22 protein-coding genes are annotated in these 24,911 nt (G+C 58.4%); 15 read left to right on the top strand and 7 right to left on the bottom strand.

What is annotated here, in order from left to right; all coding sequences use genetic code 11:
• Nucleotides 1-48: 48 nt before the first annotated feature.
• Entirely contained in the window at nucleotides 49-1,344 is a 1,296-nt protein-coding gene (locus BLR44_RS01625; protein WP_089678252.1) for a tail fiber domain-containing protein, read from the top strand.
• A gap of 170 nt (nucleotides 1,345-1,514) precedes the next feature.
• Here BLR44_RS01625 and BLR44_RS28470 read toward each other — a convergent pair whose 3' ends face one another.
• The 4 genes from BLR44_RS28470 to BLR44_RS01615 form a co-directional block, all read right to left on the bottom strand.
• On the bottom strand, nucleotides 1,515-1,772 hold the full coding sequence (locus tag BLR44_RS28470) for a hypothetical protein (protein ID WP_143017055.1): 258 nt from the start codon (nucleotides 1,770-1,772) through the stop codon (nucleotides 1,515-1,517).
• A 97-nt stretch (nucleotides 1,773-1,869) separates the two neighbouring features.
• Complete coding sequence (locus tag BLR44_RS01620; RefSeq protein ID WP_089678250.1) at nucleotides 1,870-3,573, bottom strand: sodium:solute symporter family protein; 1,704 nt, start codon at nucleotides 3,571-3,573, stop codon at nucleotides 1,870-1,872.
• Between the two features lie 11 nt (nucleotides 3,574-3,584).
• Entirely contained in the window at nucleotides 3,585-3,716 is a 132-nt protein-coding gene (locus tag BLR44_RS29255) for a hypothetical protein (protein WP_262482267.1), read from the bottom strand.
• Nucleotides 3,717-3,780: 64 nt separating this feature from the next.
• The gene (locus BLR44_RS01615) at nucleotides 3,781-6,303 is read right to left on the bottom strand and encodes a PIG-L family deacetylase (protein WP_089678248.1); all 2,523 of its coding nucleotides are present in this window, start codon (nucleotides 6,301-6,303) and stop codon (nucleotides 3,781-3,783) included.
• Nucleotides 6,304-6,701: 398 nt separating this feature from the next.
• On the opposite strand from BLR44_RS01615, the gene BLR44_RS01610 reads away from it, so the two are divergent.
• The 11 genes from BLR44_RS01610 to BLR44_RS01560 all read left to right on the top strand — a co-directional run bounded on the left by BLR44_RS01610 (nucleotide 6,702) and on the right by BLR44_RS01560 (nucleotide 19,723).
• Nucleotides 6,702-8,174 carry a TolC family protein gene (locus tag BLR44_RS01610; RefSeq protein ID WP_089678246.1) on the top strand — a complete coding sequence of 491 codons (1,473 nt, stop codon included), beginning with the start codon at nucleotides 6,702-6,704 and terminating at the stop codon, nucleotides 8,172-8,174.
• A 57-nt stretch (nucleotides 8,175-8,231) separates the two neighbouring features.
• Complete coding sequence (locus BLR44_RS01605) at nucleotides 8,232-9,617, top strand: efflux RND transporter periplasmic adaptor subunit (RefSeq protein ID WP_089678243.1); 1,386 nt, start codon at nucleotides 8,232-8,234, stop codon at nucleotides 9,615-9,617.
• A gap of 76 nt (nucleotides 9,618-9,693) precedes the next feature.
• A complete protein-coding gene (locus BLR44_RS01600; RefSeq protein WP_089678241.1) occupies nucleotides 9,694-10,605 on the top strand; it encodes a glycosyltransferase family protein in 912 nt (303 codons plus the stop codon).
• Nucleotides 10,606-10,731: 126 nt separating this feature from the next.
• Entirely contained in the window at nucleotides 10,732-11,979 is a 1,248-nt protein-coding gene (locus tag BLR44_RS01595; RefSeq protein WP_089678238.1) for a ribulose-bisphosphate carboxylase large subunit family protein, read from the top strand.
• Nucleotides 11,976-13,388 carry a four-carbon acid sugar kinase family protein gene (locus BLR44_RS01590; RefSeq protein WP_089678236.1) on the top strand — a complete coding sequence of 471 codons (1,413 nt, stop codon included), beginning with the start codon at nucleotides 11,976-11,978 and terminating at the stop codon, nucleotides 13,386-13,388. The genes BLR44_RS01595 and BLR44_RS01590 overlap by 4 nt, the downstream gene beginning before the upstream one ends.
• 35 nt (nucleotides 13,389-13,423) lie before the next feature.
• The gene (locus BLR44_RS01585) at nucleotides 13,424-13,948 is read left to right on the top strand and encodes a DinB family protein (RefSeq protein WP_089678234.1); all 525 of its coding nucleotides are present in this window, start codon (nucleotides 13,424-13,426) and stop codon (nucleotides 13,946-13,948) included.
• 47 nt (nucleotides 13,949-13,995) lie between these two features.
• Nucleotides 13,996-14,655 carry an aspartate/glutamate racemase family protein gene (locus BLR44_RS01580; protein ID WP_218126991.1) on the top strand — a complete coding sequence of 220 codons (660 nt, stop codon included), beginning with the start codon at nucleotides 13,996-13,998 and terminating at the stop codon, nucleotides 14,653-14,655.
• On the top strand, nucleotides 14,652-15,971 hold the full coding sequence (locus BLR44_RS01575) for a bile acid:sodium symporter family protein (protein ID WP_089678232.1): 1,320 nt from the start codon (nucleotides 14,652-14,654) through the stop codon (nucleotides 15,969-15,971). Before BLR44_RS01580 ends, BLR44_RS01575 begins: the two co-directional genes overlap by 4 nt.
• A 113-nt stretch (nucleotides 15,972-16,084) precedes the next feature.
• On the top strand, nucleotides 16,085-17,086 hold the full coding sequence (locus tag BLR44_RS01570) for an NAD(P)H-dependent glycerol-3-phosphate dehydrogenase (RefSeq protein ID WP_317042759.1): 1,002 nt from the start codon (nucleotides 16,085-16,087) through the stop codon (nucleotides 17,084-17,086).
• Nucleotides 17,083-17,895: an aminotransferase class IV gene (locus BLR44_RS01565; RefSeq protein WP_089678228.1), complete on the top strand. Its 813-nt coding sequence runs from the start codon at nucleotides 17,083-17,085 to the stop codon at nucleotides 17,893-17,895. Before BLR44_RS01570 ends, BLR44_RS01565 begins: the two co-directional genes overlap by 4 nt.
• Nucleotides 17,896-18,181: 286 nt before the next feature.
• Nucleotides 18,182-19,723, top strand: a complete 1,542-nt coding sequence (locus tag BLR44_RS01560; protein WP_089678226.1) for a SulP family inorganic anion transporter — start codon at nucleotides 18,182-18,184, stop codon at nucleotides 19,721-19,723.
• 85 nt (nucleotides 19,724-19,808) lie between these two features.
• Here BLR44_RS01560 and BLR44_RS01555 read toward each other — a convergent pair whose 3' ends face one another.
• The gene (locus tag BLR44_RS01555; protein WP_089678224.1) at nucleotides 19,809-20,207 is read right to left on the bottom strand and encodes a hypothetical protein; all 399 of its coding nucleotides are present in this window, start codon (nucleotides 20,205-20,207) and stop codon (nucleotides 19,809-19,811) included.
• Nucleotides 20,208-20,220: 13 nt separating this feature from the next.
• The gene (locus BLR44_RS01550; protein ID WP_089678222.1) at nucleotides 20,221-21,015 is read right to left on the bottom strand and encodes a thymidylate synthase; all 795 of its coding nucleotides are present in this window, start codon (nucleotides 21,013-21,015) and stop codon (nucleotides 20,221-20,223) included.
• A gap of 86 nt (nucleotides 21,016-21,101) precedes the next feature.
• Between BLR44_RS01550 and BLR44_RS01545 the strand changes: the two genes are divergently transcribed.
• Nucleotides 21,102-21,749, top strand: coding sequence for a class I SAM-dependent methyltransferase (locus BLR44_RS01545; protein ID WP_089678219.1), 648 nt, complete (start codon nucleotides 21,102-21,104; stop codon nucleotides 21,747-21,749).
• Here BLR44_RS01545 and BLR44_RS01540 read toward each other — a convergent pair.
• On the bottom strand, nucleotides 21,736-22,293 hold the full coding sequence (locus BLR44_RS01540) for a hypothetical protein (RefSeq protein WP_089678217.1): 558 nt from the start codon (nucleotides 22,291-22,293) through the stop codon (nucleotides 21,736-21,738). The two genes, BLR44_RS01545 and BLR44_RS01540, sit on opposite strands and share 14 nt — an antisense overlap.
• A gap of 461 nt (nucleotides 22,294-22,754) precedes the next feature.
• Between BLR44_RS01540 and BLR44_RS01535 the strand changes: the two genes are divergently transcribed.
• Together BLR44_RS01535 and BLR44_RS01530 are read left to right on the top strand one after the other, a co-directional pair.
• Entirely contained in the window at nucleotides 22,755-23,735 is a 981-nt protein-coding gene (locus BLR44_RS01535) for an NAD-dependent epimerase/dehydratase family protein (protein ID WP_089678215.1), read from the top strand.
• A 6-nt stretch (nucleotides 23,736-23,741) separates the two neighbouring features.
• The gene (locus tag BLR44_RS01530) at nucleotides 23,742-24,869 is read left to right on the top strand and encodes a glycosyltransferase family 4 protein (protein ID WP_089678213.1); all 1,128 of its coding nucleotides are present in this window, start codon (nucleotides 23,742-23,744) and stop codon (nucleotides 24,867-24,869) included.
• Nucleotides 24,870-24,911: the final 42 nt, after the last annotated feature.

The raw sequence follows: 24,911 nt of genomic DNA, 5'->3' as shown, positions 1-24,911 counted from the left end.
ATAGGCGTCGAGGCTGGTTATCACAGCAGTGGACAATACAACATCCTTATGGGAAATGGAGCCGGTGTCGGAAGCAGCGGCAGCAACAATATTTTTCTTGGTAATTACTCGGGGCGCGTCACGATCGGTAGTTTGAACACCTTTCTGGGCAACTCTACCGGTTGGTCCACCACAACCGGAGACCGCAACACCTTTATCGGGAACGTAGCCGGCTACAACAACACAACAGCCAGCAGCAATACGTTCTTGGGTGATGGGGCGGGTTACCGAACTACTACCGGTGGGTACAATACATTCATTGGGCAAGGGGCCAGCGGGAACAATACCGGAGGCATATACGGTACCTCGGTCGGCTACAGAGCTGGAGAAAGCAACACGACCGGAATCGCCAACTCGTTCTTCGGCACCGTGGCTGGGCCAGATAACACAACGGGAAGATACAATGCCTATTTCGGCTATTTTTCTGGGCAAGGCAGTACCACGGGTTCAGGTAATACTTTTATAGGTTCGTATAGCCGTACCAATCCCAACTTGAGCAACGCCTCGGCCATCGGCTACCGTGCTTACGTCACCGCCAGCAACGCGCTGGTGCTCGGTTCCGTCTCCGGCACTAACGGGGCCACGGCTAACACCAACGTGGGCATCGGCACCACCGCTCCGTCGTACCGCCTGCACGTCAACGCCAACTCGGCGGCCAAACCAGGTTCCAGTGCCTGGACGGTGGCGTCCGACAAGCGCCTGAAAAAAGACATTCGTCCGTTCGAAGAAGGTCTGGCAGTGATCGACCAGATCCGTCCCGTCCGCTACCGGTACAACGGGAAGGCGGGGCTTTCTACCGACGAAGAGTTTGTCGGGATCATCGCCCAGGAGGTGCAGGAGGTGGCTCCGTACATGGTCGGCGAGTGGACTTACCAAGACACCACCGGCGCGGAAGAAACGTATCTCGACTACGACGCCAACGCCATGACCTACCTGCTGATCAATGCGGTAAAAGAGCTGAAATCACAGAACGAAGCGCTGCAAGACGAACTGACCGCCCTGCGCCAGACGTTAGGTCTTTCGCCCACAACGTCTGCTGCGGTGAAAGCCCGCCTATGGCAAAATCAACCTAATCCCGCCAACGGTACTACGCTCATCCGTTACCAGGTGCCGGCCAGCGCGCAGTCGGCGCAACTGCGGGTTGTGTCCATACTAGGCCAGGAAGTCTTTCAACAGGTAACGCTCGACCGAGGCGAAGGCGAAATCAGTGTTGAAGTCGGCCAGCTGCCGTCGGGCACCTACCTTTATCAGCTCATTGTCGACGGTCGAACGGTCGATACGAAAAAAATGATTCTGGCCCATTAAGTAACCCAGGCCATCGCCCCACGAAGTTCTCCGGTGCAGGTTGGTTGGGTCCACCTCGAAGGCATGCTCCCTTCCCGGAACCATAGCGCCGAAAAGCAAGCGCCCGCCCTGGAAGTTTCCAGGACGGGCGCTTTTATGATAGGCGGCTCATGGCCGGTTGATTTTTCGGACTATCCGCTTTTGGCCATGTGCAACTGCCGCTTCGAGATTTTTTTCTTTTTTTTCTGCTGCTTGGCAAACTGCTCAATACGATTCGGTGCTTTGCTGGCTTTCTTCACCTCCGTTTTCTTCTTCGCTTCTTCTTTCTTACCAGGCCCCATTTCGGTATGGGTTGTTCCTGCCGCTGTAGCGAATGCTTCTGCAGGCAGAGCACTTAAACAGGCCGTGAGAAGAAACGTAAAAGCCAGGGTAGAGATCGTCTTTTTCATAATAACAAATCTCACCCTTTCAGGCGTTATAAAAAAACCAGAGCGGTCGTAAAGCTTAGGAAGTAATATTTACGGTCAATGCCGTATAAATTAAATCCTATTTCGATCGTGATTTTATCGCTGATTTATTGAACATATCTAAGACCAATGTCAGTACAACCACCAGAAGGCAGCCAATCACATTGTACCATAGGAAGCCGATCTCGGTGAATTTATAACAAAGCAGCACTACGCCTTCGGCCAGCAAGGCCGCGTAGAAAACCTGCCCGCCCTGCACAGAACGCAGAAAAAAGGCCACGGCGAAAATGCCTAGTACAGCCCCGTAGAACAGCGACCCGAGCTCGTTGACCGCTTCCAGGAGGTTCCCCAACTGGCTGGCGTACATCGCGACCAGAATGGCATACCCCCCCCACAGCACCGTAATGACTTTCGAGGCTTGCAGGTAATGGTCATCGCTGCGCCCGGGTCGCCAGATGCGGCGGTAGAGGTCGACAATGGTGGTGGACGCCAGCGCGTTTAGTTCCGAGGAAGTAGACGACATGGAGGCGGAAAAAATCACGGCAATCAGCAGCCCTACCAGACCCGCGGGCAGGTAGCGCGTCACGAACGCGAGGAAAATGTAATTGGTGTCGTTAGTATCCGCCTGGCTATCGTTTTGGGTCATCAGTTCGATTACCCGGTCGCGCACCGCATCCATGTCAGCCACGCTGGCTTGCGCGGCTTCGGTGGCGGCGTCAATGCGCGCTTCGTCCTCGCTGCGGAGTGCCTGCACCAGCGCGTCCACGTGCTGCTGTCGCTCGGTAAAGAGGCGGTTGTGTTCCTGCTCCAGCACCTGGTACTGGTCGGCCAGTGGGCTTTCGGCCAGCCGTTGCGTCTCCACTTCGTTGAAAAACACCGGTGGGCGTTCGTACAGGTAAAACACAAACAGGATGGAGCCGATGAACAGAATGCAGAACTGCATAGGAATTTTCAGAATTCCGTTGAACAACAGCCCCAGTCGGCTCTGCCCCACCGAACGACCCGACAAGTAGCGCCCGACCTGCGACTGATCCGTACCGAAATAGGACATGAACAGGAAGAAACCACCGATCAGCCCGGACCAGAGGGTGTAGCGGTCGTTCAGGTCAAAACTGGGATCGAACGCCTGCAAGCGCCCCATTTTTCCCGCCACGTGCATGGCTTCACCGAACGAAAGTTCTTCGGGCAGCATGGACACCATCACGCCAAAGGCGACCACCAACCCCACCAGAATGACGGCCATCTGTTGCTTTTGCGTCTGGCTGACAGCCGCCGTCCCTCCCGAAACGGTGTAGACAATCACCAGGCCGCCGATCACCAGGTTCGTCCACGTGACGTTCCAGTCGAGGATGGTCGACAGAATCAGCGAAGGCGCATAAATCGTCAGCCCAGCTGCCAAGCCGCGTGACAAGAGGAAAAGCGCCGCCGCCAATCCGCGGGTCTTTAGATCGAAACGGCTTTCCAGGTATTCGTAGGCGGTGTAGACGTTGAGGCGGTGGTAGAGCGGCACGAAGAAAATACACAGCACCACCATGGCCAACGGCAGTCCCAAGTAGAACTGCACAAACCGCATATTTCCTGAATACCCCAACCCCGGAGCCGACAGAAACGTGATGGCGCTGGCCTGTGTCGCCATGATCGACAGCCCGACGACGTACCACGGCATGGATTTGTTAGCGAGCAAATAGCCCTGCATGTCGCGGTTGCCGCGCGTTTTCCAGATGCCGTAGACTACAATAAAAACCAGGGTACTGACCAGCACAATCCAATCGAGCGTGCGCATGCGGTGGTTGTCTAGTTATAATGGTGGGTGAACCAGTAAAAGAAAAGCACCAGCGCGACCAGGTGGATCAGCACGGCGGTATACAAGTGCGGCCAAGTTCGGAAGAAGGGCGGTTTTTCGTCGGGTGGAAGTTCGTGACTCAAAATCAAAGTGGGTTGTATACAGAATGTTGAAGAGGTCGGAGCAAAAATCGTTCTCGAAAAGGGATTATTTCCCGGTTTCTGCGGTTCCCTCGTCGGCTTTTCGTGGTTCGGTCAGCCCCCCGGCCAGCAGGTTGGAGAACAGACGAAACGCCCCGGGCACTCCGGCCGGCAACTGCCGAAAGAAGGAATAGCCGGTGTACACGAACGCCCCTTTGCCATACTTGGTATACAGCAATCCCCCCGCCATCGGCTCCTCGCCCGGATCGTTCGCCACCAGAAGTGTGTCGTACCGCGTGTCCCATTTGTTAGCAAAATAAAGGCCTCGCTCCTGCACCCAGCCGTCGAAATCGGCTTTGGTCAGTTCGTTGGGATAGTGCAACAGCGGATGCTTGGCGTTCAGGTACGTAATGGGCGCTTCTTCTTTCGTGACGCGCTCGCGCCGCCCGATGGTGAACTCGTACGGGCCGATTTGCGGCAGCTTCAGACCATAGCTCGTGTTGTATTGTTCTACCAGCACGCCGCCCTTTTCTACGTATGACAACAACCGGGGCTGGTAATAGGCCATCCGGTCGTTCACGTTGTAGGCCCGGATGCCGACCACAATCGCATCGAAACGCGACAGATCGCCTTCGGCCAGGTACGCATCACTCAGTTCCGTTACCTGATAGCCCACCTGCCGTAATCCGTCCGGAATTTTATCGCCCGCACCGGGAATGTAGCCGATGTTGCGCCCGGCAACCTGCATGTCCAGCTTCACCAGCCGGGCTTCTGCGGGCGGAAAGAGCGTCTGTACCGGAATGTGTGGATAATCTACCGTCAGAAGGCCCCGGTCGTAAGTGCGACCATCGCCGGTCGTGGCCACAGCGCGGAGCGTTTCGGTGCTGTTTCCGGCGCTACGGCCCGGCGAAACCTGAAAGGTGAGGCGAACCTCGCCTTCTTTTTGGGCAATGGCGTATGCCTGCTGTGCCGGGCTCACTGTCCATCCGGCCGGGACCTGCAATCGGGCTTCGCCGGACAGGCTATCGCGTCCGGCCTTCAGTCGGATCGTGACCGGTTTGGTTTCGCCGTTTACGAACGTAATCACGTCTTCGGCCAAGTTGACCATTACCGGGGGGCGCACGGCCAGGTTGCGTTGCAACTCGCCCTGCACCGGGTCGACCCACACGTAGCGCAACGGCACGTCGTAGTGCAGCGGTACGCCTACGATTTCCAGGTCCATGCCTACGGAAAAAGGAGCCGAACTTTCGGGTTGCCCGATCTTCTGCGGGTCGTCTACCTGATAGAGGCCCAGGGTCGGCGTTTTTTCCAGCCAGTACGGCTGCGAGACCGGCGTTTCCGACGGCACCACCAACGCCCGCGTAAACGACGTTACCTCGTTGGTCGGCAAGGCCAGCGCCATGGACGTATCCACGTTGCTCGGAAAGGCAATTTTCTGCCACGTAACGGGGGCTCCCAGGCGGTTGATGGCCGTAGCTGTCACCACCAGGCTGTCGCCGGGTGAGACGTAAATGCTGGGCGTACGCGCCTCTAGCCACAAACCGGCACAGTCGGTCATCAGCTTTTGCAGTTGCGCTGACTTTAGGCTTTTCCAGTAAGGATCTTGCAGCTTCTGCACCTCCCGATAGGCGGCGGCCAGCGTTGGCAACAGTTTCTCAGGATGCGCCGGCTCGTACGCGCGGAGCGCCTGCGCCACCAGTTCCCCGGCCGCTTTGCCCCCTTTGATGCGTCCCCAGGTCAGGTCCACGCCCTGAAACGGATCGGCTTTGGTCACGTCGCCTTTGAGCGGCGGCCCGGCCATCACGTTCAGAAAATCGATGCGTTTGCCGCGCAGCTTTGCCGCGCCGAAGCCCTGGCTTTTGTGCATGCTCCGGCTTTCGGCGGCAATTTCGCCGTACGATTTGCCCAGCACAGGATTGTAGGTTCCCAGATCGACGTGGATGACGGAACTGGAGTCTTTCGGTTGCCAGGCATTCTGGTACACGTGTTTGACCTGCCAGGGCTTGACGTATTTCAGTTGTTCCGGGAATTGCTTGGGATCGGCCGCGGCTTTGTAGGCCTCTTCCGCCAGAATGGCCGAGGCCGTGTGGTGGCCGTGTCCGCCGTCGCCGTTGGTCGGGAAGCGGGCGATGATGATGTCGGGTCGAAAGTTGCGAATAACCCACACGGCATCGGAAAACACCTGATCTTTTCCCCAGATTTCGAACGCCTCTTCCGGCGACTTCGAGAAGCCGAAATCGTTCGCCCGGGTGAAGAACTGCTCGCCACCGTCGAGTCGCCGAGCCGCCAGCAGTTCCTGCGTGCGGATCAGGCCCAACTGCTCGCGCAATTCCAGGCCGATCAGGTTCTGCCCGCCGTCGCCCCGCGTCAGCGCCAGGTAGCCGGTGCGGGCGTGGCGTTCGCCCACCAGCCAGGCAATCATCGCCGTATTTTCATCGTCGGGGTGCGCCGCCATGTACAGCACCGTGGCACAGGTATTGAGCCGTTCCAGCTGTTGCCGGATCGATGCCGCATCGGGAGCTTGAGCGCTTGTCTGGAAAATCGGACCGCACAGACACAGGACCATGTACAGGCGAACAAAATTTTTCATAGCGTTCCGTAGGAAATCAAAAGGAGGTCGGACAGTAAAACAATTGCAGAAAGGCAAGATACACAAAACTAGCAGGAACCCGCACTGCACCAACCCGATCGGCCTGGTCTGCGCGGTTTAATCGATCGATGCGGGAATTTTTCCGGCACTTCGCCTGCGGCGCACTTTGCAGGCCGACCGGCACGCCCCGATGCCCACACGCTTCCCCTCCTCCGGGGGACCACGCCATTCTTTCCGCTCACACGATTCTGCTACCATTGGTACTACTGGCTCTTTGGGTTTGTAGAACGATGGGTAATATTGCTAGCGAGAGAAACGGACTTTGTAGGGTACACAACGTTTCGTTTCCGCGCTGTTCTATCGTTTCATCTGACGCCTGACCTTATCCTCCGATCACCATGAACATCCGTACGCTTTGCCTAATGCTTCTGCTGGGCAGTCCTTTTTTTGCCACGCAAGCACAGGAGACCTCCTCCAAAGGGGTCTGGACGCTGGAAGAAGCCGTCAACTATGCCGTCGAGAACAACCTGACCATCCAACGTGCCGCGCTCAACGCCGAGCAGTCGGATGCGGCGCTGTTGCAGTCGCAAATCAACCTGGCCCCGACCCTCAACGCACAGGCCAGCCACAACTACCAGTTCGGACGAAACGCCGACCCCACCACCAACACGTTCATCAACCAGCAGATCCGCACCAACAACTTCGGCGTGCAGGCCAGCGTGCCGCTCTTCAACGGGTTTGCCAACCGGACGTCGATCAAGGCTCAGAAAAGCGAACTCGACGCCTCGAAGGCCGACATCGAAACGGCCCGCAACGACACCCGCCTGAGTGTGGCGGCCAATTACTTGAACATTCTGCTGGCCAAGGAGCTGTTGCAGCGGGCGCAGTATCAGGTGGCCAACTCGCAGGAGCAGACGGAACGCACCCGCCGCCTGGTGGACGCCGGAGCCGCGCCGGAAGCCAACCTGTTGGAGCTGGAATCGCAACTTGCTACCGATGAACTGTCGGTGATCAACGCGCAGAACCAACTCGATTTGGCCGAATTGCAATTGCAGCAACTGTTGCAACTCCCGGTCAGCGATAATTTCAACGTCGTGACGCCGGAGCTGGACGACCTGCTGGCTACCGATCAGATCGAACTCAGCCTGCCCACCGCCGTGTACCTGGAAGCGGTCAACACCCAACCTCAGATCAAAGCGGCCGACCTACGGGTCGAAGGGGCGCTCTGGAACCTGAAGGTTGCCAAAGGCCAGTACTATCCGCGTCTATCGCTCAACGGCAGCCTGTTTTCGGGCTTTTCCAGTGCACGTGTACGCACGCTGACCAGTTCGTCGGAACCCTCGAGCCCCAACCTGATTTACATCCAGACCCGCGACGAAGGCTACTTGCCGGTACCGGCCTCGCTGTTCGAATCCGGGTCGAGCGGTTCGGGGGGGGTAGAACAGGTGCCGTTCTGGGAGCAGATCAACAGCAACTTCAACCAATCGGTGGGCCTGAGCCTGACCATCCCGATTCTGAACAACTGGCAGGCGCGCACCAACGTGGCCAACGCCAACATCAACGCCCGCCGCGCCCAAATCACCGCCCAGGAAACCCGCAACCAGTTGCGCCAGACCATCGAACAGGCGTACAACGACGCCCGGGCCGCCGCCAAGCGGTACGCCGCCTCGCAGCGCCAGATCACCGCCCTGCGCGAAAACGCCCGGGTGGCCGAGCAACGGTTCAACGTCGGTGCGCTCAACGCCCTCGACTATTCGCTGTCGCGCAACAACCTGAACAACGCAGAGTCGAACCTGCTGGAGGCGAAATACGATTACATCTTTAAAAAGAAAGTGCTTGATTTCTACGAAGGAAAGCCCATTAAACTTTAATCGGGTGCCGATCAACCCGCGTCCCCGATCCTTCACCTCTCTACTCACTTGCAACTCATGGCTAAAAAATCTAGCAACCGGATATTTATCATTTTAGGCGTCGTGCTGGTCGTCCTGGTCCTCTTCGTAGTGGTGGCCAAGCGCCAGGGCTGGGTGGGCGAACCCAATGGCGAACAGGTCTCTACCGCGCCCGTCAAGCGGGTCAACATCACCGAAATGGTGAGCGCTTCCGGCAAAGTACAACCCGAGGTAGAAGTCAAAATCTCGCCGGACGTTTCGGGCGAAATCGTGGAACTACTCATCAAAGAAGGCGACTCGGTAAAAGAAGGACAGCTGCTGCTGAAGATCCGCCCCGACAACTACGTGTCACTGGTCGACCGGGCCGTGGCCAACCTGAATACCAACCGCGCCAACCTTTCGCAGGCTACTGCCGCCGTGGCGCAGTCCGAAGCACGCTTTGCCCAGGCAAAGGCCAACTACGAGCGGAACAAGTCGCTCTTCGAACAGAAAGTGATTTCGGCAGCCGACTGGGAACAGATCAAGACCGACTACGAAGTGGCGCAGAAAGAGGTAGAATCGGCCCGGCAAAATGCGCAGGCCGCCCGCTACAACGTATCGAGCGCACAGGCCGGCGTCGACGAAGCCCAGGAGAACCTGCGCCGCACGTCCATTCTGGCGCCCATGAGCGGCACGGTCTCCAAGCTCGACGTCGAACTGGGCGAACGCGTGGTCGGTACGTCGCAAATGGCCGGGACGGAAATGCTGCGCATTGCCAACCTCAATAATATGGAAGTGGCGGTCGACGTGAACGAAAACGACATCATCCGGGTGCAGGTGGGCGACACGGCCCGCATCGACGTCGACTCGTACTCGTACCTGGACAAGGAATTCAAAGGCATTGTGACGTCCATCGCCAACACCGCGAACGAGGCCCTGACTACCGACGCCGTTACCGAATTTGAAGTGAAGGTGCGCATCCTGAACGAATCGTACGAAGACCTGGCCGAAGGCATCAAAACCGTGTCGCCGTTCCGTCCCGGCATGACCGCCTCCGTCGAAATCATCACCGATCGCCGGCAGGATGTGCTGTCGGTTCCGCTGGCGGCCGTTACGACCCGCAGCCCGAACGACGACAAAAAACCGGGTGAGAACAACGAGGGACCGAACGCCTCGTCTAACACCCAGGAGACTCGCCCCGGAGCCGAGCCCATCGAAGTAGTGTTCGTGGTGAAAGACGGCAAAGCCGAGCGCCGCCCCGTGAAAACTGGCATCAGCGACTTCGACAACATCGAGATTCTGTCGGGTTTGCAGGAAGGCGAAGTGGTGGTGTCGGGTCCGTTCCGCACCGTTTCTCAGAAGCTGAAAGACGGCGATGACGTGCGCATCGAAGAGAAAAAAGAAGGATCGGACGCTTCGCCAGACCAGGTGGCCGCACGCCAGTAACCTAATTTTTCTCCATTTTTGAGGCCGGGCATCGCAACATGCCCGGCTTTTCTTTTCTGCTCCAAACCCCTTTCTGATGAAAGTAACCGGCTTCACCTACGTCCGCAACGGATTGACTTACGGCTACCCTTTTTTGGCTTCGATCAAGTCGATCCTGCCTGTGGTCGACGAGCACATTGTGGTGGTGGGCGATTCGCAGGACGGTACGCGCGAGGCCATCGTAGCCCTGGATTCGCCCAAGGTTCGCATCATCGACACGCAGTGGGACATGCAACTGCGGGAAGGGGGCAAAATTTTCGCCCAGCAGTCGAACCTGGGCCTGGATCAGATCACCGAAGGCTGGGCCTTCCACCTACAGGCCGATGAGGTGTTGCACGAAAACGACCTTCCCGCCCTTCGCGACCACCTGACCTACTTTGCCGACCGCCCGGACGTAGAGGGACTACTGTTTCCGTTTTACCATTTCTGGGGCGATTACCACTACATCCGCCGCACCCGCCGCACCCATCCTTTCGAAATCCGGGCCTTCAAAACCGGGCTGGGCATCCGCTCGTACCGGGACTCGCAGGGGTTTCGGAAGTACCCGTCGGTAGCCGCCTACGATGCCGGAGAGAAAGGCACCAAGCTTAAAGTCGTCGAGATCGACGTGCCGATTTACCACTACTCGTATGTGCGCGACCCGCAATTGATGCGCAAAAAAGGGAATTTCTTCCACCGCTTCTGGCACGCGGACCAGTGGCTCAAACAACACGCCGCGTCTGAACAGGATTTCGATTACAACGACGTCGACCTACTGGAGCGTTTTGAAGGATCGCATCCGGCGGTGATGGCAGACACCATCCGTCAGAAAAACTGGGATTTCACGTACGACCCCAGTCGCTCTACCATGTCGCTGAAAGACCGGCTGTTGCACCAGATAGAACAGGCTACGGGCAAACGCCTGTTTGCGTACCGCAACTACGAGCGCATCGCGCGCCGCCATCGGTAACGCGCCCGCAAGCATCTCTGATCGCACGCAGGGTATATCCCCCGCCGTTCGGCCTCTTTCCTGGCGACAACAGCTTCAACCCCGGTAGCGCCATTCGCCCGCTGTCGGCGCTGATCATTCGCTTTTATGGAAAGAATTACCGCCCGTTATTTTATTGAAACGCCGTACGCCGTCGAGAAGGCCGCCCAGGTACTGGCCGGCGAGCAATCGTCCGGTACGTTCGTGGCCGTGCCCGGCGAAACCGAGGAACTGAAAGAACGCTTTGCCGCCCGCGTCGAAGCGATTACGCCCGTCGCGACCGTGACCACCCCGGCCATTCCCGGCGCGACCTCCGAAACCGGTACCTACCATCAGGCCTACGTCGAGGTTTCCTGGTCGATCGAGAACTTCGGCTACAACCTGCCGACGATGGTGTCCACGTTACAGGGCAATTTGTACGAAATCACGCAATTTACCGGCCTGAAGCTGATGGACCTGGAGGTGCCACGCTCGTTCGCCGATCATTTTCGGGGACCGCAGTTCGGCATCGAGGGGTGTCGTCGGCTGACCGACGTGCAGAACCGGCCGCTGATCGGGACGATCATCAAACCCAGCATCGGCATGACGCCTGCTCAAACCGCCGACCTCGTGAAAACGCTGGCCGAAGCGGGCATCGACTTTATTAAAGACGACGAACTGCTGTCGGCGTCGGCCAACTCGCCGTTCGAAGCGCGGGTCGACACCATCATGCGTGTGATTAACGACCACGCCGACCGCACGGGAAAGAAGGTGATGTACGCTTTCAACCTCAGCGACGAAATCGATTCGATGTTGCGGCGCTACGAAAAGATTGTGGCATCGGGCGGCACCTGCGCCATGATCAGCCTGAACAGCGTGGGGCTTGCGGGCGTCAAGAAAATCTGCGACCAGGGACAACTGGCCATCCACGGCCACCGGAACGGCTGGGGCATGCTGAACCGGCATCCGCTGCTGGGCATCGAGTTTCCGGCCTACCAGAAGCTCTGGCGACTGGCCGGGGTCGATCAAATTCACGTGAACGGCATCCAGAATAAATTCTGGGAATCGGACGACTCGGTCGTGCGCTCCATCCAGGCGGGTCTGCAACCATTCCTCGGCGGCTACTCCATTCTGCCCGTGGTTTCGTCGGGTCAATGGGGCGGGCAGGCTCCGGAAACCTACCGCCGTACGCAAACTACTGATCTCTTATACATGGCGGGTGGCGGCATCATGGCCCATCCCGATGGACCCGCCGGAGGCGTAGCGGCGCTGCGCGATGCGTGGGAAGCCGCCGTAGAGGGGCTTTCGGTTGAAGAAGCGGCGAAACGCTCGCCCGTTTTCGCCAAATCTGTCGCCAAATTCGGAAAGAAGAAATGAGCGAACGGCCCCACAATTTACTGCTGGCCTTTTACGGCGACGACTTCACCGGTTCGACCGACGCATTGGAGTTTCTGAGCCGGGCCGGAGCGAAAACCGCGCTCTTCATTGAGCCGCCCACGCCCGAGCAACTGGCGCGCTACGACGGCCTGCGGGCCATCGGGGTGGCGGGCATGACTCGCTCACTGGCCCCTGCCCAAATGGAAGCGACGTTGCGTCCGGCGTTCAGGCAGTTGCGGCAGTTGGGGGCTCCGCACGTGCATTATAAAGTATGCTCCACGTTTGACTCCTCGCCGACCATCGGCAGTATCGGGCGAGCCATCGACGTGGGCGCGGACGTCTTTCAGGCTCCGTTTGTTCCGCTGCTGGTAGCCGCACCGCCGCTGGGTCGGTATTGTGCGTTTGGCAACCTGTTTGCCCGCATGGGCATCGGCAGTACGGGTACCATTCACCGGCTCGACCGCCATCCGTCGATGCGTAAGCATCCGGTTACACCCGCCGACGAAAGTGACCTGCGGCTGCACCTGGGCCGACAGACCGACAAATGCATTGGCCTTTTTGACCTGTTACACATCGCGCTACCCGAACCAGAAGCCCGATCAGCACTCGACCAGCTGATGCAACAAGGGGCTGAGGTGGTCTTGTTCGATGCCATGTACGCGTCTCAACTGGCGGGCATCGGTCGTCTGATTGACCGCTACGCTTCACCGCAAGCACCGCTGTTTTCGGTTGGCTCTTCCGGCATCGAAATGGCGTTGGGTGCCCACTGGCAACAGGCCGAACAACTTCAACCGCAGACCGCATGGGCCGATCCCGGCCGGGCAGAGCCGTTGCTGGTCGCGTCGGGAAGCTGCTCGCCGGTCACGTCCGGGCAGATCGCCTGGGCCTTGTCGCAGGGGTTTCGGGAAGTGGTGCTGGACACTGCTGCGCTGGCCGCCCGTCCCGACGATGCAGCCCTTCTGGACGGTTATGCATCGACTATCACTGAACAGGTCAACGACGGACGCCATGTGATTCTGCATACGAACGGCGGCGAAAACGCCTCCGCGACCAACGAAATCTTTGCCCAACAGGGCCTCGACGCCAGTGCCCTTCGCGAACGCACCGCCCAGTTATACGGGACCGCGCTCGGCACCATCCTGCGGAACGTGGTTGCCCGAACCGGAGTGCAACGCCTGGTGGTGGCCGGGGGCGATACGTCCAGCTTTGCGGCCCGCGCGCTAGGCATCGAAGCCGTCGAAATGATCGCGCCGCTTTCGCCCGGCGCTCCGCTGTGTCGTGCGTACGCGCCCAACTCGCCGGTCGACGGACGGGAAGTCAACTTCAAAGGCGGTCAGGTCGGCCGGGAAGACTACTTCGGAACGGTGCTGGAGGGCAAACAACCGGCGCTGCACCCTACACATTCATAAGTCATTATTCTGATAGATCGTATTCCAGAAGTGCCATGAACGAAGTCGAAGTACTTGCCAAGCAAACGGAAGAGGCTTATGCCTGGACCAACACGCTGCTCCACAGCATTCCGTACGAAACCTGGGACCAGATTCCGTCCGTGGTGGACACCAGCGTGACCTGGCAGGCGGGGCATCTGATCATGAGCATTTTCTTCCATTCGATCATCACCATCACGGGACACCCTGCGGGCGTGCACCAGCAGGTTCCGTTGCGCGACTACGCTGCTCTTTTTACCAGCGCCCCGCCGCAACAGTCCCTAGGCAAAACCAAGCCGGAAACGTTGCAGACGCAGCTTCAACTCGTCGAGCAAACGTCGCTTCGCGTCATCAACGGGCTAACGCCCGACGACCTGCAACGCCCCCTGGAACCTACGCAGGTGCCCCATCCCATTGCAAAAACCAAGTTCGAAGCCCTCAACTGGAATATCAGCCACACCATGTGGCACTGCGGACAGCTTGGGCTGCTGAAACGCATCGTCCACGAGCGCTTCGACTTTGGACTCAAGCTACCTGATTGAGACCCACCCATTCATCTTTAACCTTCTTACTAACTCGTTATTCCATCATGTCCAAAACCCTAGGTTTGATTCATACATCCGCGACGCTGGTTCCGGTATTTCAACAGCTCTGCCAGGAATGGTTGCCCGACGTCAAGGTCTTCAACATCGTAGACGACAGCCTGATCAAAGATGTAATCGCGAAGGGCACGCTTACGGCGGCGACCGCCCGGCGCGTGGTCGACTACGTCGGTTCGGCCGAAGCGGCCGGAGCCGATCAGATTCTGGTCACCTGCTCGTCCATCGGGGCGGCAGTCGAAACGGCGGCGGGTCTTTCCGGCGTTCCGGTGCTGCGCGTCGACCAGCCCATGGTCGATCTGGCGGTACAGACCGGTAGCAAAATCGGCGTCATCGCAACCCTGCCGACCACCCTGGAGCCGACCAGCGATCTGGTGCGGCGGCGGGCTGCCGTGGCCGGTAAAGCGATTGAACTCACTTCCCGCCTTTGTGAAGGGGCCTTCGAGGCGCTGATGAGCGGCGACGCGGCGAAACACGACCAAATGGTAGGCGATGCCCTGCGGGAACTGGCGCAGGAAGTGGACGTCATTCTGCTGGCGCAGGCGTCCATGGCACGGGTCGTCGACACGCTTGCCGAAGCCGACAAGCGCGTACCGATTCTGGCCAGTCCGCCGCAGGCGATCAAACACCTGGCGACGGTGCTCTCATGATCCTGTTCCGGAAAATCTGCCTGGGTCTTGCCGCTGCGGCATTGCTGCTGTTGGTAGTGGGGTTGTTCATGGCTCAGCCTGCGCTGTGGCAACCGGCGGCGGTGGCGTTGTCTGTCGGCCTGTCGGTCGGGCTCGGAGCGATTCCGGCGTTGCAGGGCTATCAGTACACCGCCTGGATCATCACGGCCGTGGTGGCGGGCATGCTCTACCCGGCGGCTTTTTTGCACTGGGGCGACTTCGACCTGCGCAACCCGTGGCTGATTTTGCTGGTCGTCCAACTGGTCATGTTCGGAATGGGCATCCAGATGAGCCTCCGCGATTTTGCCGGGCTGGCGACGACCGGGCGCGGCGTGCTGGTAGGACTGCTCTGTCAGTTTTCGATCATGCCGGTGGTCGGTTTCCTGCTGACGAAGGTGTTTCAGTTCGAGCCGGAAATTGCCGCCGGGGTGGTGCTGATCGGGGCGTGCTCCAGCGGACTGGCGTCCAACGTGATGGTTTACCTGGCACGAGCCAATCTGGTGTTGTCGGTGACCGTCACGGCAATGGCAACGCTGGCGGCTCCGCTGATGACGCCGCTGATGATGAAACTGCTGGCGGGCACGCTCGTCGAGGTGCGTTTGCTGGACATGATGATGCAGATCGTCAAAATCGTGCTCGTTCCCATCGGGGCGGCCCTGTTGCACGATTACCTCAAAACCGCTTCCCGACAAGGAGAACGCCGGGTGCTGATTATCACGGCGGCCTGTCTGGTCTGGCTCATCCTGCTTCCCATGGGCACTTGGGCATGGCTGCAGGCGCATCTGCCCGCGGCGGTTTTGCAATCAGTCGAAATTCTGGGCTTCTTTGCCGGTGCAGTGGCGGTGGGGGGCGGTTACCATTACCTGACCCAACGTCTGCCGCAGCTCGATCGGTGGATGCCTTATCTCTCGATGTTCGGCATTGTCTATTTCACGACGGTTACTACGGCCGCCGGTCGCGAAAACCTCTTGCAGGTGGGCTTCATCCTCTTTCTGGCGGCGGTCTTGCACAACGCCGCCGGGTACGTGCTGGGGTACTGGCTGAGCCGCGCCCTGGGGCTGGACCGAAACTCAGCCCGCTCAATGGCGCTGGAAGTGGGATTGCAAAACGGTGGCATGGCCTCCGGCTTGGCCGGGGCGATGGGCAAACTCGGCACCGTCGGCCTGGCCGCGGCGGTGTTCAGTCCCTGGATGAACATCTCCGGTTCCATCCTGGCGAACTACTGGCGACGCCATCCCGTGAAAGGGGCACCGCTTCCGGACGAAAAAAAGCCGCAACCCGCCAAAGCAGTGAGTTAGAGAACCGCTCGCTAGTCTTTTAAGACGGTGGAAATCACTGCGCCACCGGCCGTGGGCTTTGCCCTCCTGCTGGTTTTTGGGTACTATGCGGCCTCATCAATGTAACCTGAGTTTTGCCTGATTCACCCGTTTCAATGGCCATGATCGGTGGTGGAAGCTGGGCCACTGCCATCCTGAAAATTCTTTCGGAACAGTCGGTGCGCATCCGGTGGTGGTTGCGCGATCCGAAAACCGTAGCCCACGTCCAGCAGTATGCGCACAATCCGCGCTACCTGAGCGACGTTAGCCTGGATCGCACGAAGATTACCCCGACGACCGATCTGAAGGAGGCGCTGTCGGATGCCGACATCGTGGTACTGGCCGTCCCGGCAGCTTTTGTGGAAGATGCCCTGGCGGGGCTTGGTCCGGCCGATTTCCGAGGGAAACTGGTGGTATCGGCCATCAAGGGGATGATTCCCGAAAGCCACTGCCTCGTGACCGATTTGCTGGAAGACCGCTATGGTGTGGCGGAACGCGACCTGTGCATCATTGCGGGGCCGTGCCACGCGGAAGAGGTAGCGCTGGAGCGGCAATCGTACCTGACCCTGGCGGGACCTGACGAAGCGCAGGCGCACCGGATGGCCGACCTGATGCGGTGCCGCTACGTTTCGACGGCCACCTCGCCCGACCTGCGGGGCATCGAATACGCCGCGGTGCTGAAAAATGTGTACGCCATTGCCTGCGGGATTTGCCACGGCCTGGGCTACGGCGATAATTTTCAGGCCATTCTGGTCGCCAACGCGTTGCGCGAAATCGGGACGTTTCTGGACGCCGTCTGCCCGACGCATCGCAATCTGAACGAATCGGCCTACGTCGGCGACCTACTGGTGACGGCCTATTCGCAATTCAGCCGGAACCGCACGTTCGGGAACATGATCGGTCGCGGCTACAGCGTGAAATCGGCGCAGTTCGAAATGGACATGGTGGCGGAAGGCTACTACGCCGTCAAAAGCATCCACGAGTTGATCAAACGCCACCGGCTGGTGATGCCCATCACGCAGGCGGTCTACCGCATTCTGTACGACCGGGTGTCGCCAAACCTGGAAGTCACGCTGCTCAAGAACTACCTGCGATGAACGCGGTGGGTTACAATTTCGACGTACTGACCCCGGATCAACTCCGGTTAGGCCCCGACAACCGTGCGTTTGCCTACGGCGACTCGTTGTTCGAAACCATGATTTTTCGGAAGGGCGAGGTCCGCTTCTGGGACGATCACTGGGAACGGCTGACACAGGGCATAGAGGCGCTTTACATGGAAGCCCCGGCGGGCTTTACCGCCACGCGTGTCCATACGTTCATTCAGACCTTACTACAGCACAACCAACTCGCGTCCAAACGGGCGCGCATCCGTCTGCGCGTCGTGCGCAAGCCCGGCGGTTTGTATACGCCCACCCACCGGGATATCGATTTTTGGGTCGAAACGGCCGCCGCCCCTACGACACCGCCGCTTCCGAAACAGCACGTAGCCCTCAGCGAAACGGTGCAGTTGATGGCTTCGCCGTGGTCGCGTTTTAAAACCGGCAACGCCCTGCCCTACGTCATGGTGGGTCTGGAACGCGCACGCCGGGGGCTGGACGAGTTGCTGCTGCTTGACCACGGCGGGTACCTGTCCGAATGCACGATGGCCAACCTGTTCTGGATCATCGAAGAGCAACTCTACACTCCCTCGCTCGACACTGGCTGCATTGCGGGCGTGATGCGCCGTCAGGTACTGCAACGGGCGCGTGCTCAGGGGTGGACCATTCGCGAAGGGCGGTTCCGTCCCGATGAGTTGCAGAAAGCAACGCACGTGTTCAGCACCAATGCCTCGGGTGTCGTACCACTGCTGGCGTTTGCGGGCGCCTCGTATTCTGCCGCACTGCCGGCTTCCCTCCTGCCCGATTGAACGTTTTTCGCGTCGAAGTCATTCTAACCTTCTGAGCATGAGGTTCTCTGTTCTTTCGGAGAGGATTCGGTCCGTGTAAGTTTTCGGGCGATGTTGTTCCTAGGGGTTGGGCATATTCCTACATCAGAGCACCATTTCCGGCAAGATTGGGTTACTTTTGCGGCAAAATTTTAACGGCGATACACCTACGTTTTCCACCCACCCGGGTGATCGCTTTTTATCCTAAACCAATCCCGCTGCTTGGGGCTGTTCTGCAGTCAGGGCCGTCCTTTGTCTGTTTTACGTTATGAAGCAATACCTTCGCTTGTTTGACCTCCGTCAGCCTGTCAACTACAAGACCGAAATTCTCTCGGGACTTACCGTCGCCCTGGCCCTGGTGCCCGAAGCGGTGGCATTCGCCTTGATTGCGGGCGTATCGCCGCTGGTGGGACTGTATGCGGCCTTTGTCATGGGACTGGTCACGTCTGTGCTGGGCGGACGCCCCGGCATGATTTCCGGAGCCACCGGGGCCGTTGCCGTCGTGCTGATCAGTCTGGTGAAAGACCACGGTGTGGAGTACGTCTTCGCCACGGTGATTCTGGCGGGTCTGCTGCAGATCGCAGCGGGTTTGCTGCGGCTGGGCAAGTTCATCCGGCTGGTACCGCACTCGGTCATGTTCGGGTTCGTCAACGGACTCGCCATCGTGATTTTCCTGGCGCAGCTGGTTCAGTTCAAGACCGTAGATGCTAGCGGCGAACTCCGTTGGATGAGCGGTCCGGACCTCTGGATCATGCTCGGGCTGGTCGGCCTGACCATGCTGATTATCTGGGGGTTACCCCGCCTGACCAAAGCCTTTCCGGCGTCGCTGGCGGCCATTCTGGTCGTATCGGCAATTGCCATTGGGTTGGGCATCAACACCCGCACGGTGGGCGACATAGCCTCCATTCAGGGTGGATTTCCGCCGTTTCACCTGCCGGCCATTCCGTTCACCCTGGAGTCGCTCTGGATCGTGCTGCCGTACGCGGCCATTGTGGCGGGCGTGGGCTTGATCGAAAGTCTGCTGACGCTCAACCTGATCGACGAGATTACCGAGACGCGGGGGCGCGGCAACAAAGAGTGCGTGGCGCAAGGCCTCGCCAACCTCACCTCAGGTCTCTTCTCGGGTATGGGGGGGTGTGCCATGATCGGCCAGAGTCTGATCAACATCTCGTCGGGCGCGCGGGCGCGGCTATCGGGTGTCTTTGCGGCGGTTATGCTGCTGCTGTTTATCATGTTTGGGGCACCCCTGATCGAGCAATTGCCCATGGCGGCCCTGACCGGCGTCATGATCATGGTCGCCATCGGCACCTTCGAATGGGCCAGCCTCAAAACCTTCGGGCGGATGCCGCTGCACGACGTGCTGGTGATGGTGGTGGTCGCAGCCGTGACCGTCTTCCTGCACAACCTGGCGCTGGCGGTGCTGATCGGCGTGATCATCTCGGCCCTGGTATTTGCCTGGGAAAACGCCAAGCGCATCCGGGCGCGCAAGTACGTCGATGCGCAGGGCGTGAAACATTATGAAATGTACGGACCGCTGTTTTTTGGTTCCGTAGCGGCTTTTACGGAGAAGTTCGACGTGCCGGGCGATCCGTCCGAAGTCGTCATCGATTTCAGTGAAAGCCGGGTGGTGGACATGTCGGGCCTGGAGGCGTTGAACCGCATCACCGAACGATACCAGAAGGCCGGAAAAACGCTTCACCTGAAGCACTTGAGCCCCGATTGCCGGAAGCTGCTGAAAGATGCCGAGAAACTGGTGGAAGTGAACATCATTGAAGATCCGACCTACCACGTGGCGGTCGATCACGTATAGTCCGGCGCGAGTCCTTACGAAAATCCCTCTCGGTGTTGAAGCTTCCGAGAGGGATTTTTTGGTTTCAGGCCTAATGGCGTAGCGGTTATTCCGCGACCGGAGCGGCAGTGGGTTTCTTGACTTGTTCTACTTTGTAGACGTAGTATTTGCTGTCGCCTTGCCAGAAGAAGCGAAAGAATTTTTCGTGGTAATAGAGCTTGACGCGGTAGCCTTCCAGCAGTGCGTCCTCCAGCTGCGCGATGACTTCGTCCTGCCCCCGGTGTACGGAGAAATTCCAGATTTCGGGTGCGTAGGTGCCCTCCTGATTCGAAAACGCGCCGACATTCAACTGGCCTTCCAGGGTTTTGAATACGACGCCCCGGCTACTGAATTTGGCCACCGTGCCCGCCCGGCTTCCGGAACTGTAATTCCCGAACAGCGCGTAGGCGCCCACCAGCAAACCGATCGCCAACAGGCTGAACAGAACGATTCTGACGATTCTCATAAGTAGAAATAAGTTAGACGGCTACCGGCGCTTTGATGGTCGGATGCGGATCGTAATTCTCCAGCCGGAAATCTTCGTAGCGGAACCCAAACAGGTCTTTGACCTCCGGGTTCAGGTGCATGTGGGGCAGCGGACGCGGCTCCCGACTCAGTTGCAGCTGAGCTTGCTCCAGGTGGTTGCGGTACAAATGCGTGTCGCCCCCCGTCCAGATAAATTCGCCCAGGCCCAGGTCAGTCACCTGCGCAATCATCATCGTCAGCAGCGCATACGACGCGATGTTGAACGGCACCCCGAGAAACACGTCGGCCGAGCGCTGGTACAACTGACACGACAGTTTGCCGTTGGCGACGTAGAACTGGAAAAGCGCGTGGCACGGCGGCAACTTCATCTGCTCGATGTCGGCAGGATTCCACGCAGAAACGATGAGGCGACGCGAGTCAGGATTCCGGCGAATGCTCTCCACCACCTGACCGATCTGATCGATCACACGCCCGTCGGGGGCTTCCCAACTCCGCCACTGTTTGCCGTACACCGGTCCCAGGTTGCCGTGTTCGTCGGCCCATTCGTCCCAGATCCGAACGCCATGCTCTTTCAGGTAGGCGATGTTGGTATCGCCTTTCAGGAACCACAACAATTCGTGAATCACCGACTTGAGGTGAATTTTTTTGGTGGTCACCAACGGAAAGCCTTCTGACAAATCGAAGCGCATCTGGTAGCCGAACAGGCTCAGCGTGCCGGTACCGGTCCGGTCTTCTTTCACCGTTCCTTCGTCGATCAGGCGTTGAAGTAGTTGTAAGTAGGGCTGCATAGCAAGGAGATGGGAATAACGATCATCAAAAGTAAGGCAAACCGTCGGCAATATTCAACCTTCCTGCCGAATTTAGCCCCCGACCTATGACCGGAAACTTCGATCGGATTGCGCCCTGGTACGATGGCCTCGCCGCGCTTGTGTTTGGCAATCGCCTTCGCCGTGCGCAGGCCCAGTTTCTTCACTACATTCCTCCGCACAGTCGCGTGCTGGTGCTGGGGGGCGGTTCGGGCTGGTTGCTGGAGCAAGTCCTGCGCCTGCATCCCGCGGTTTCGGTGGTGTACCTGGAAGCCTCGCACGCCATGCTGGAAGCCGCGCGTCAGCGCACCCAACCGCTGGCGCACCAACGCGTGGAGTTCCGGCAGGGTACCGAAACGGACCTGCATCCACAAGAGACGTTCGACGTTGTACTGACTTTTTTTGTGCTGGATTTGTTCACTAACCAGGCCCTTCCAACAGCCATGTTGCGCCTCTACCAGGCGCTCCGACCCGGCGGACACTGGCTCTTCACGGACTTCGATTGGCCGGAACGTCGCCCGGCGTTCTGGTGGGAACAGGGATTGATCTGGGGGATGTATCGCTTTTTCGGCGTGGTGAGTGAGGTCTGTGCCCGACAACTGCCGCCCTATCGCGCAGCCTTCGAAGCGCTGCCGCTGCAATGCCGGGCTTCGGTGCAACGCGGTCTGCTGCACAGCGCCGTCTGGCAGAAGGTTCCTGCGGCTATCCCCTCCTGACCAGTACCGGTTCGGGGCGCATCAGGCCGGCGAAATAAATCAGGTTACTCACCAGGTAGTCAATTTCCGGATACCGATCCGGATGCGGACGCGGCGAAAGCGCTTCGGCCGGAAATCCGTCGGCCAGCAGCAGATCGTTGACTGAAGTCGCGGTACAGCCCAGCAACGTCAGGCGCGCCATCACCTCCTGAATAATTTCAGGCCCCAGCGGGGTGGCGTTCATCAACATGCCGCCCGCCACTTTACCCGCAAAAGGATTGCGCTGCTGCCGCTGGCTATGTTGTTGCAGGCGGTCCAACGCGCGCTGCAGATCATGCAGGTAGGAATCGTGCTGCGGCGAAACGCCCAACAGCAAAATCTCGCTCTGCCGCAAGTATTGCAAAAACGCCTGACTCTTGCCAGGAAGCGCCGTGTAGTCGGCCAGTCGTACGGACCGCATCGCCAACCCCCGATGCCGGAACGCTTCTTTGGCATGTGCCATTAAGTGTTCCGTTTCGGACGAGGCTGGCTGAGCCAGGGTGCAGTCGATCAACAAAGCGCGCATAGCGTACCAGAAAGTTACCGGACGAAAGTAGAAAAGATCCCCGTGCGATAAAGTTTATTTGATGTTTTAAAACTACCTTCGTCATCATCTGCTTCGTTGTTACGGATTTGCGAAGTGAAGAAGCACTTGCTTATTGATAGGAAACAGGCACCGAAAACGGCCTGGACGGGGCTTCCCGCCCCGAACGGGAGGGGTTCCAAGACAAAGGTTTGTATGACGCATAGGTGGCGGTGCCAGGAACTACGACCGCTCATTCCCTTCGTAAGAAATGTGCACCACATGCTGCTTCGTTCGTTCCGCGATGGCGACAGAACCGGTTTTTACGAAGTTCATGCACTCAAGTGCATTTCGTGTTAACGCCTGGAAACGACTGGGTTTTGTGGCTGATCTTACGTTACTGGCCTGGTGGTCCTGACACGAATCGTCACAGAATTACTAACTTGCCCCAAAATGTTTATCGGATGAAACGTATTCTGTTAACCGGTTCCGCCGGATTTATTGGATCTCACCTCGCCGAACGCCTTCTCCGCGACGGCTATGCCGTCACGGGCGTCGATAATTTTGATCCTTTTTACCCACGTGCGGTCAAAGAAGACAACCTTAGCGCTTTACGCGATCATCCCCACTTCACGTTCCGGGAACTGGACCTGACGCAACCCAATGGGCTGGCGCAGGTAACCGAACCGATCGACGTCGTGATGCACTTGGCGGCCAAAGCCGGCGTACGTCCCTCCATCGAAAATCCGCTTTCGTACCTCGACTACAACGTGTCGGCCACGAACTATCTGCTGGAGTGGATGAAAGAAAAGCAGGTGCGCAACTTTGTTTTCGCATCGTCGTCGTCCGTCTACGGCAACCGGAAAGAAATTCCGTTTCGGGAGACCGATAACGTGGATTACCCCATTTCGCCCTACGCGTTTTCGAAGAAAGCCTGCGAGCTGCTGAACCATACGTACCATCACCTCTACGGCATCAATACCGTAAACCTGCGGTTCTTCACCGTATTTGGGCCACGGCAACGCCCCGATCTCGCCATCAATAAATTTGTTCGGCAGATTCTGAACGGCCAGCCCCTGACCATGTTCGGCGACGGCAGCACCGCCCGCGACTACACGTTTGTGGAAGATACGGTGGATGGCATTTGCCGCGCCATCGAGTACGTGCAAGCTCAGCCCAAGGTGTTCGAGACGTTCAACCTGGGGAACCACAAGCCGACCCAACTGTCTGAACTGATTCATACGCTGTACGAACTGCTGGGCCGCGAGCCGAACATCCAACAGTTGCCCATGCAGCCCGGCGACGTTTCGATTACCTGCGCGTCGACCGAAAAAGCGAAGGAGCTACTGGGCTACGAACCCAGCACGTCGCTACGCGAAGGCTTACAGAAATTTATCGACTGGTATCACCAGAAAAATCACCTGTATCAGTCAAAGGCCGTTTAATCACCGATGAAGATCATCCATTTCGTCCTGGGAAACGCCGATCCCAACACGATGAACGGCGTCAACAAATCTGTCTTTAACCTGGCCACGTACCAGTACGCGCGCGGTCTGGACGTGGAAGTGTGGGGCGCTGTGCCCCTGGCCGAAAAGCAGAACACGAGCAACCCGACGTTCCCGCTGCGGTTGTTCGACACGACGAAATTGCGGTTCAAACTTTCGAAAGAACTGATCAACGCCCTCTACGCGTTGCCGGAAAACGCGTTTTTTCACTTTCATTCGGTTTTTATCCCGGAGTACTACGCGATCAGCCTGATTCTGAAAGAAAAGCACATTCCTTATGCGCTGACACCCCGGAGCGGCTACAATCCGGTCAGCCTGAAAAAGAACCCACGCTTCAAAAAAGTATACATCCGCTTTTTCGAATCGCGTCTGGTCGAAGACGCCGAGTTGTTGCACGCGGTGGGTCCACTGGAGGAAGAAGACCTGGCGGCGCTGTTCCCGAAACAGCGGGTGCTCTTTATTCCCAACGGGCAGGATTTCAATTTCACGTTGCAAGACAAGGTGACCTTCCCGATGAAGAGCAAGCCCATTTTCGGGTTCTGTGGCCGTGTGTCGATCTACCAGAAGGGGCTGGACCTGATGATGGAAGGCGTGGCGCAATATTGCAAACAGGGCGGGAAAGGCGACCTGTACTTTATTGGGGATGGGGGCGACCGCCCGGAGGTAGAAAAAGAAGCCCAGCGGCTGGGCATCGGCGACCGCGTCCATTTTTTGGGGGCCATGTACGGCGACGCCAAGATGACGCAGATCCAGGCCATGGATGTGTTTATGCACACCTCCCGCTGGGAAGGTCTGTCGCGCGCCATTCTGGAAGCCGCCAGCGTGGAAGTCCCGTTGCTGGTGAGCCGCGAAACGGGCATGGAGCCCTACATCGACCAGTACGCATGCGGCCTGATGCTGCCGGAAAACACACCGGAGGCCATCGCCAAAGGCATGCTGGAGTTTGATGCCCTCCTGGAAACGCCGCGTTACAAACAAATGCAAACGGCCGCCAAACAAATGGTCGAACAAGAGTTTGCCTGGGATGCCATCATCCGGCGCGTTAACCAGGAGATCTACGGCATTCAGGCGTAACCGCTAATCCTTACGGGTAGATCACCGTACGTAAAAAGGTAG

Origin of the sequence: Catalinimonas alkaloidigena, assembly GCF_900100765.1 — a bacterium.
GTDB lineage: Bacteria > Bacteroidota > Bacteroidia > Cytophagales > Flexibacteraceae > Mooreia > Mooreia alkaloidigena.
The sequence above is the reverse complement of the archived record's forward strand: the minus strand, read 5'-3'. Positions and strand labels throughout refer to the sequence as shown.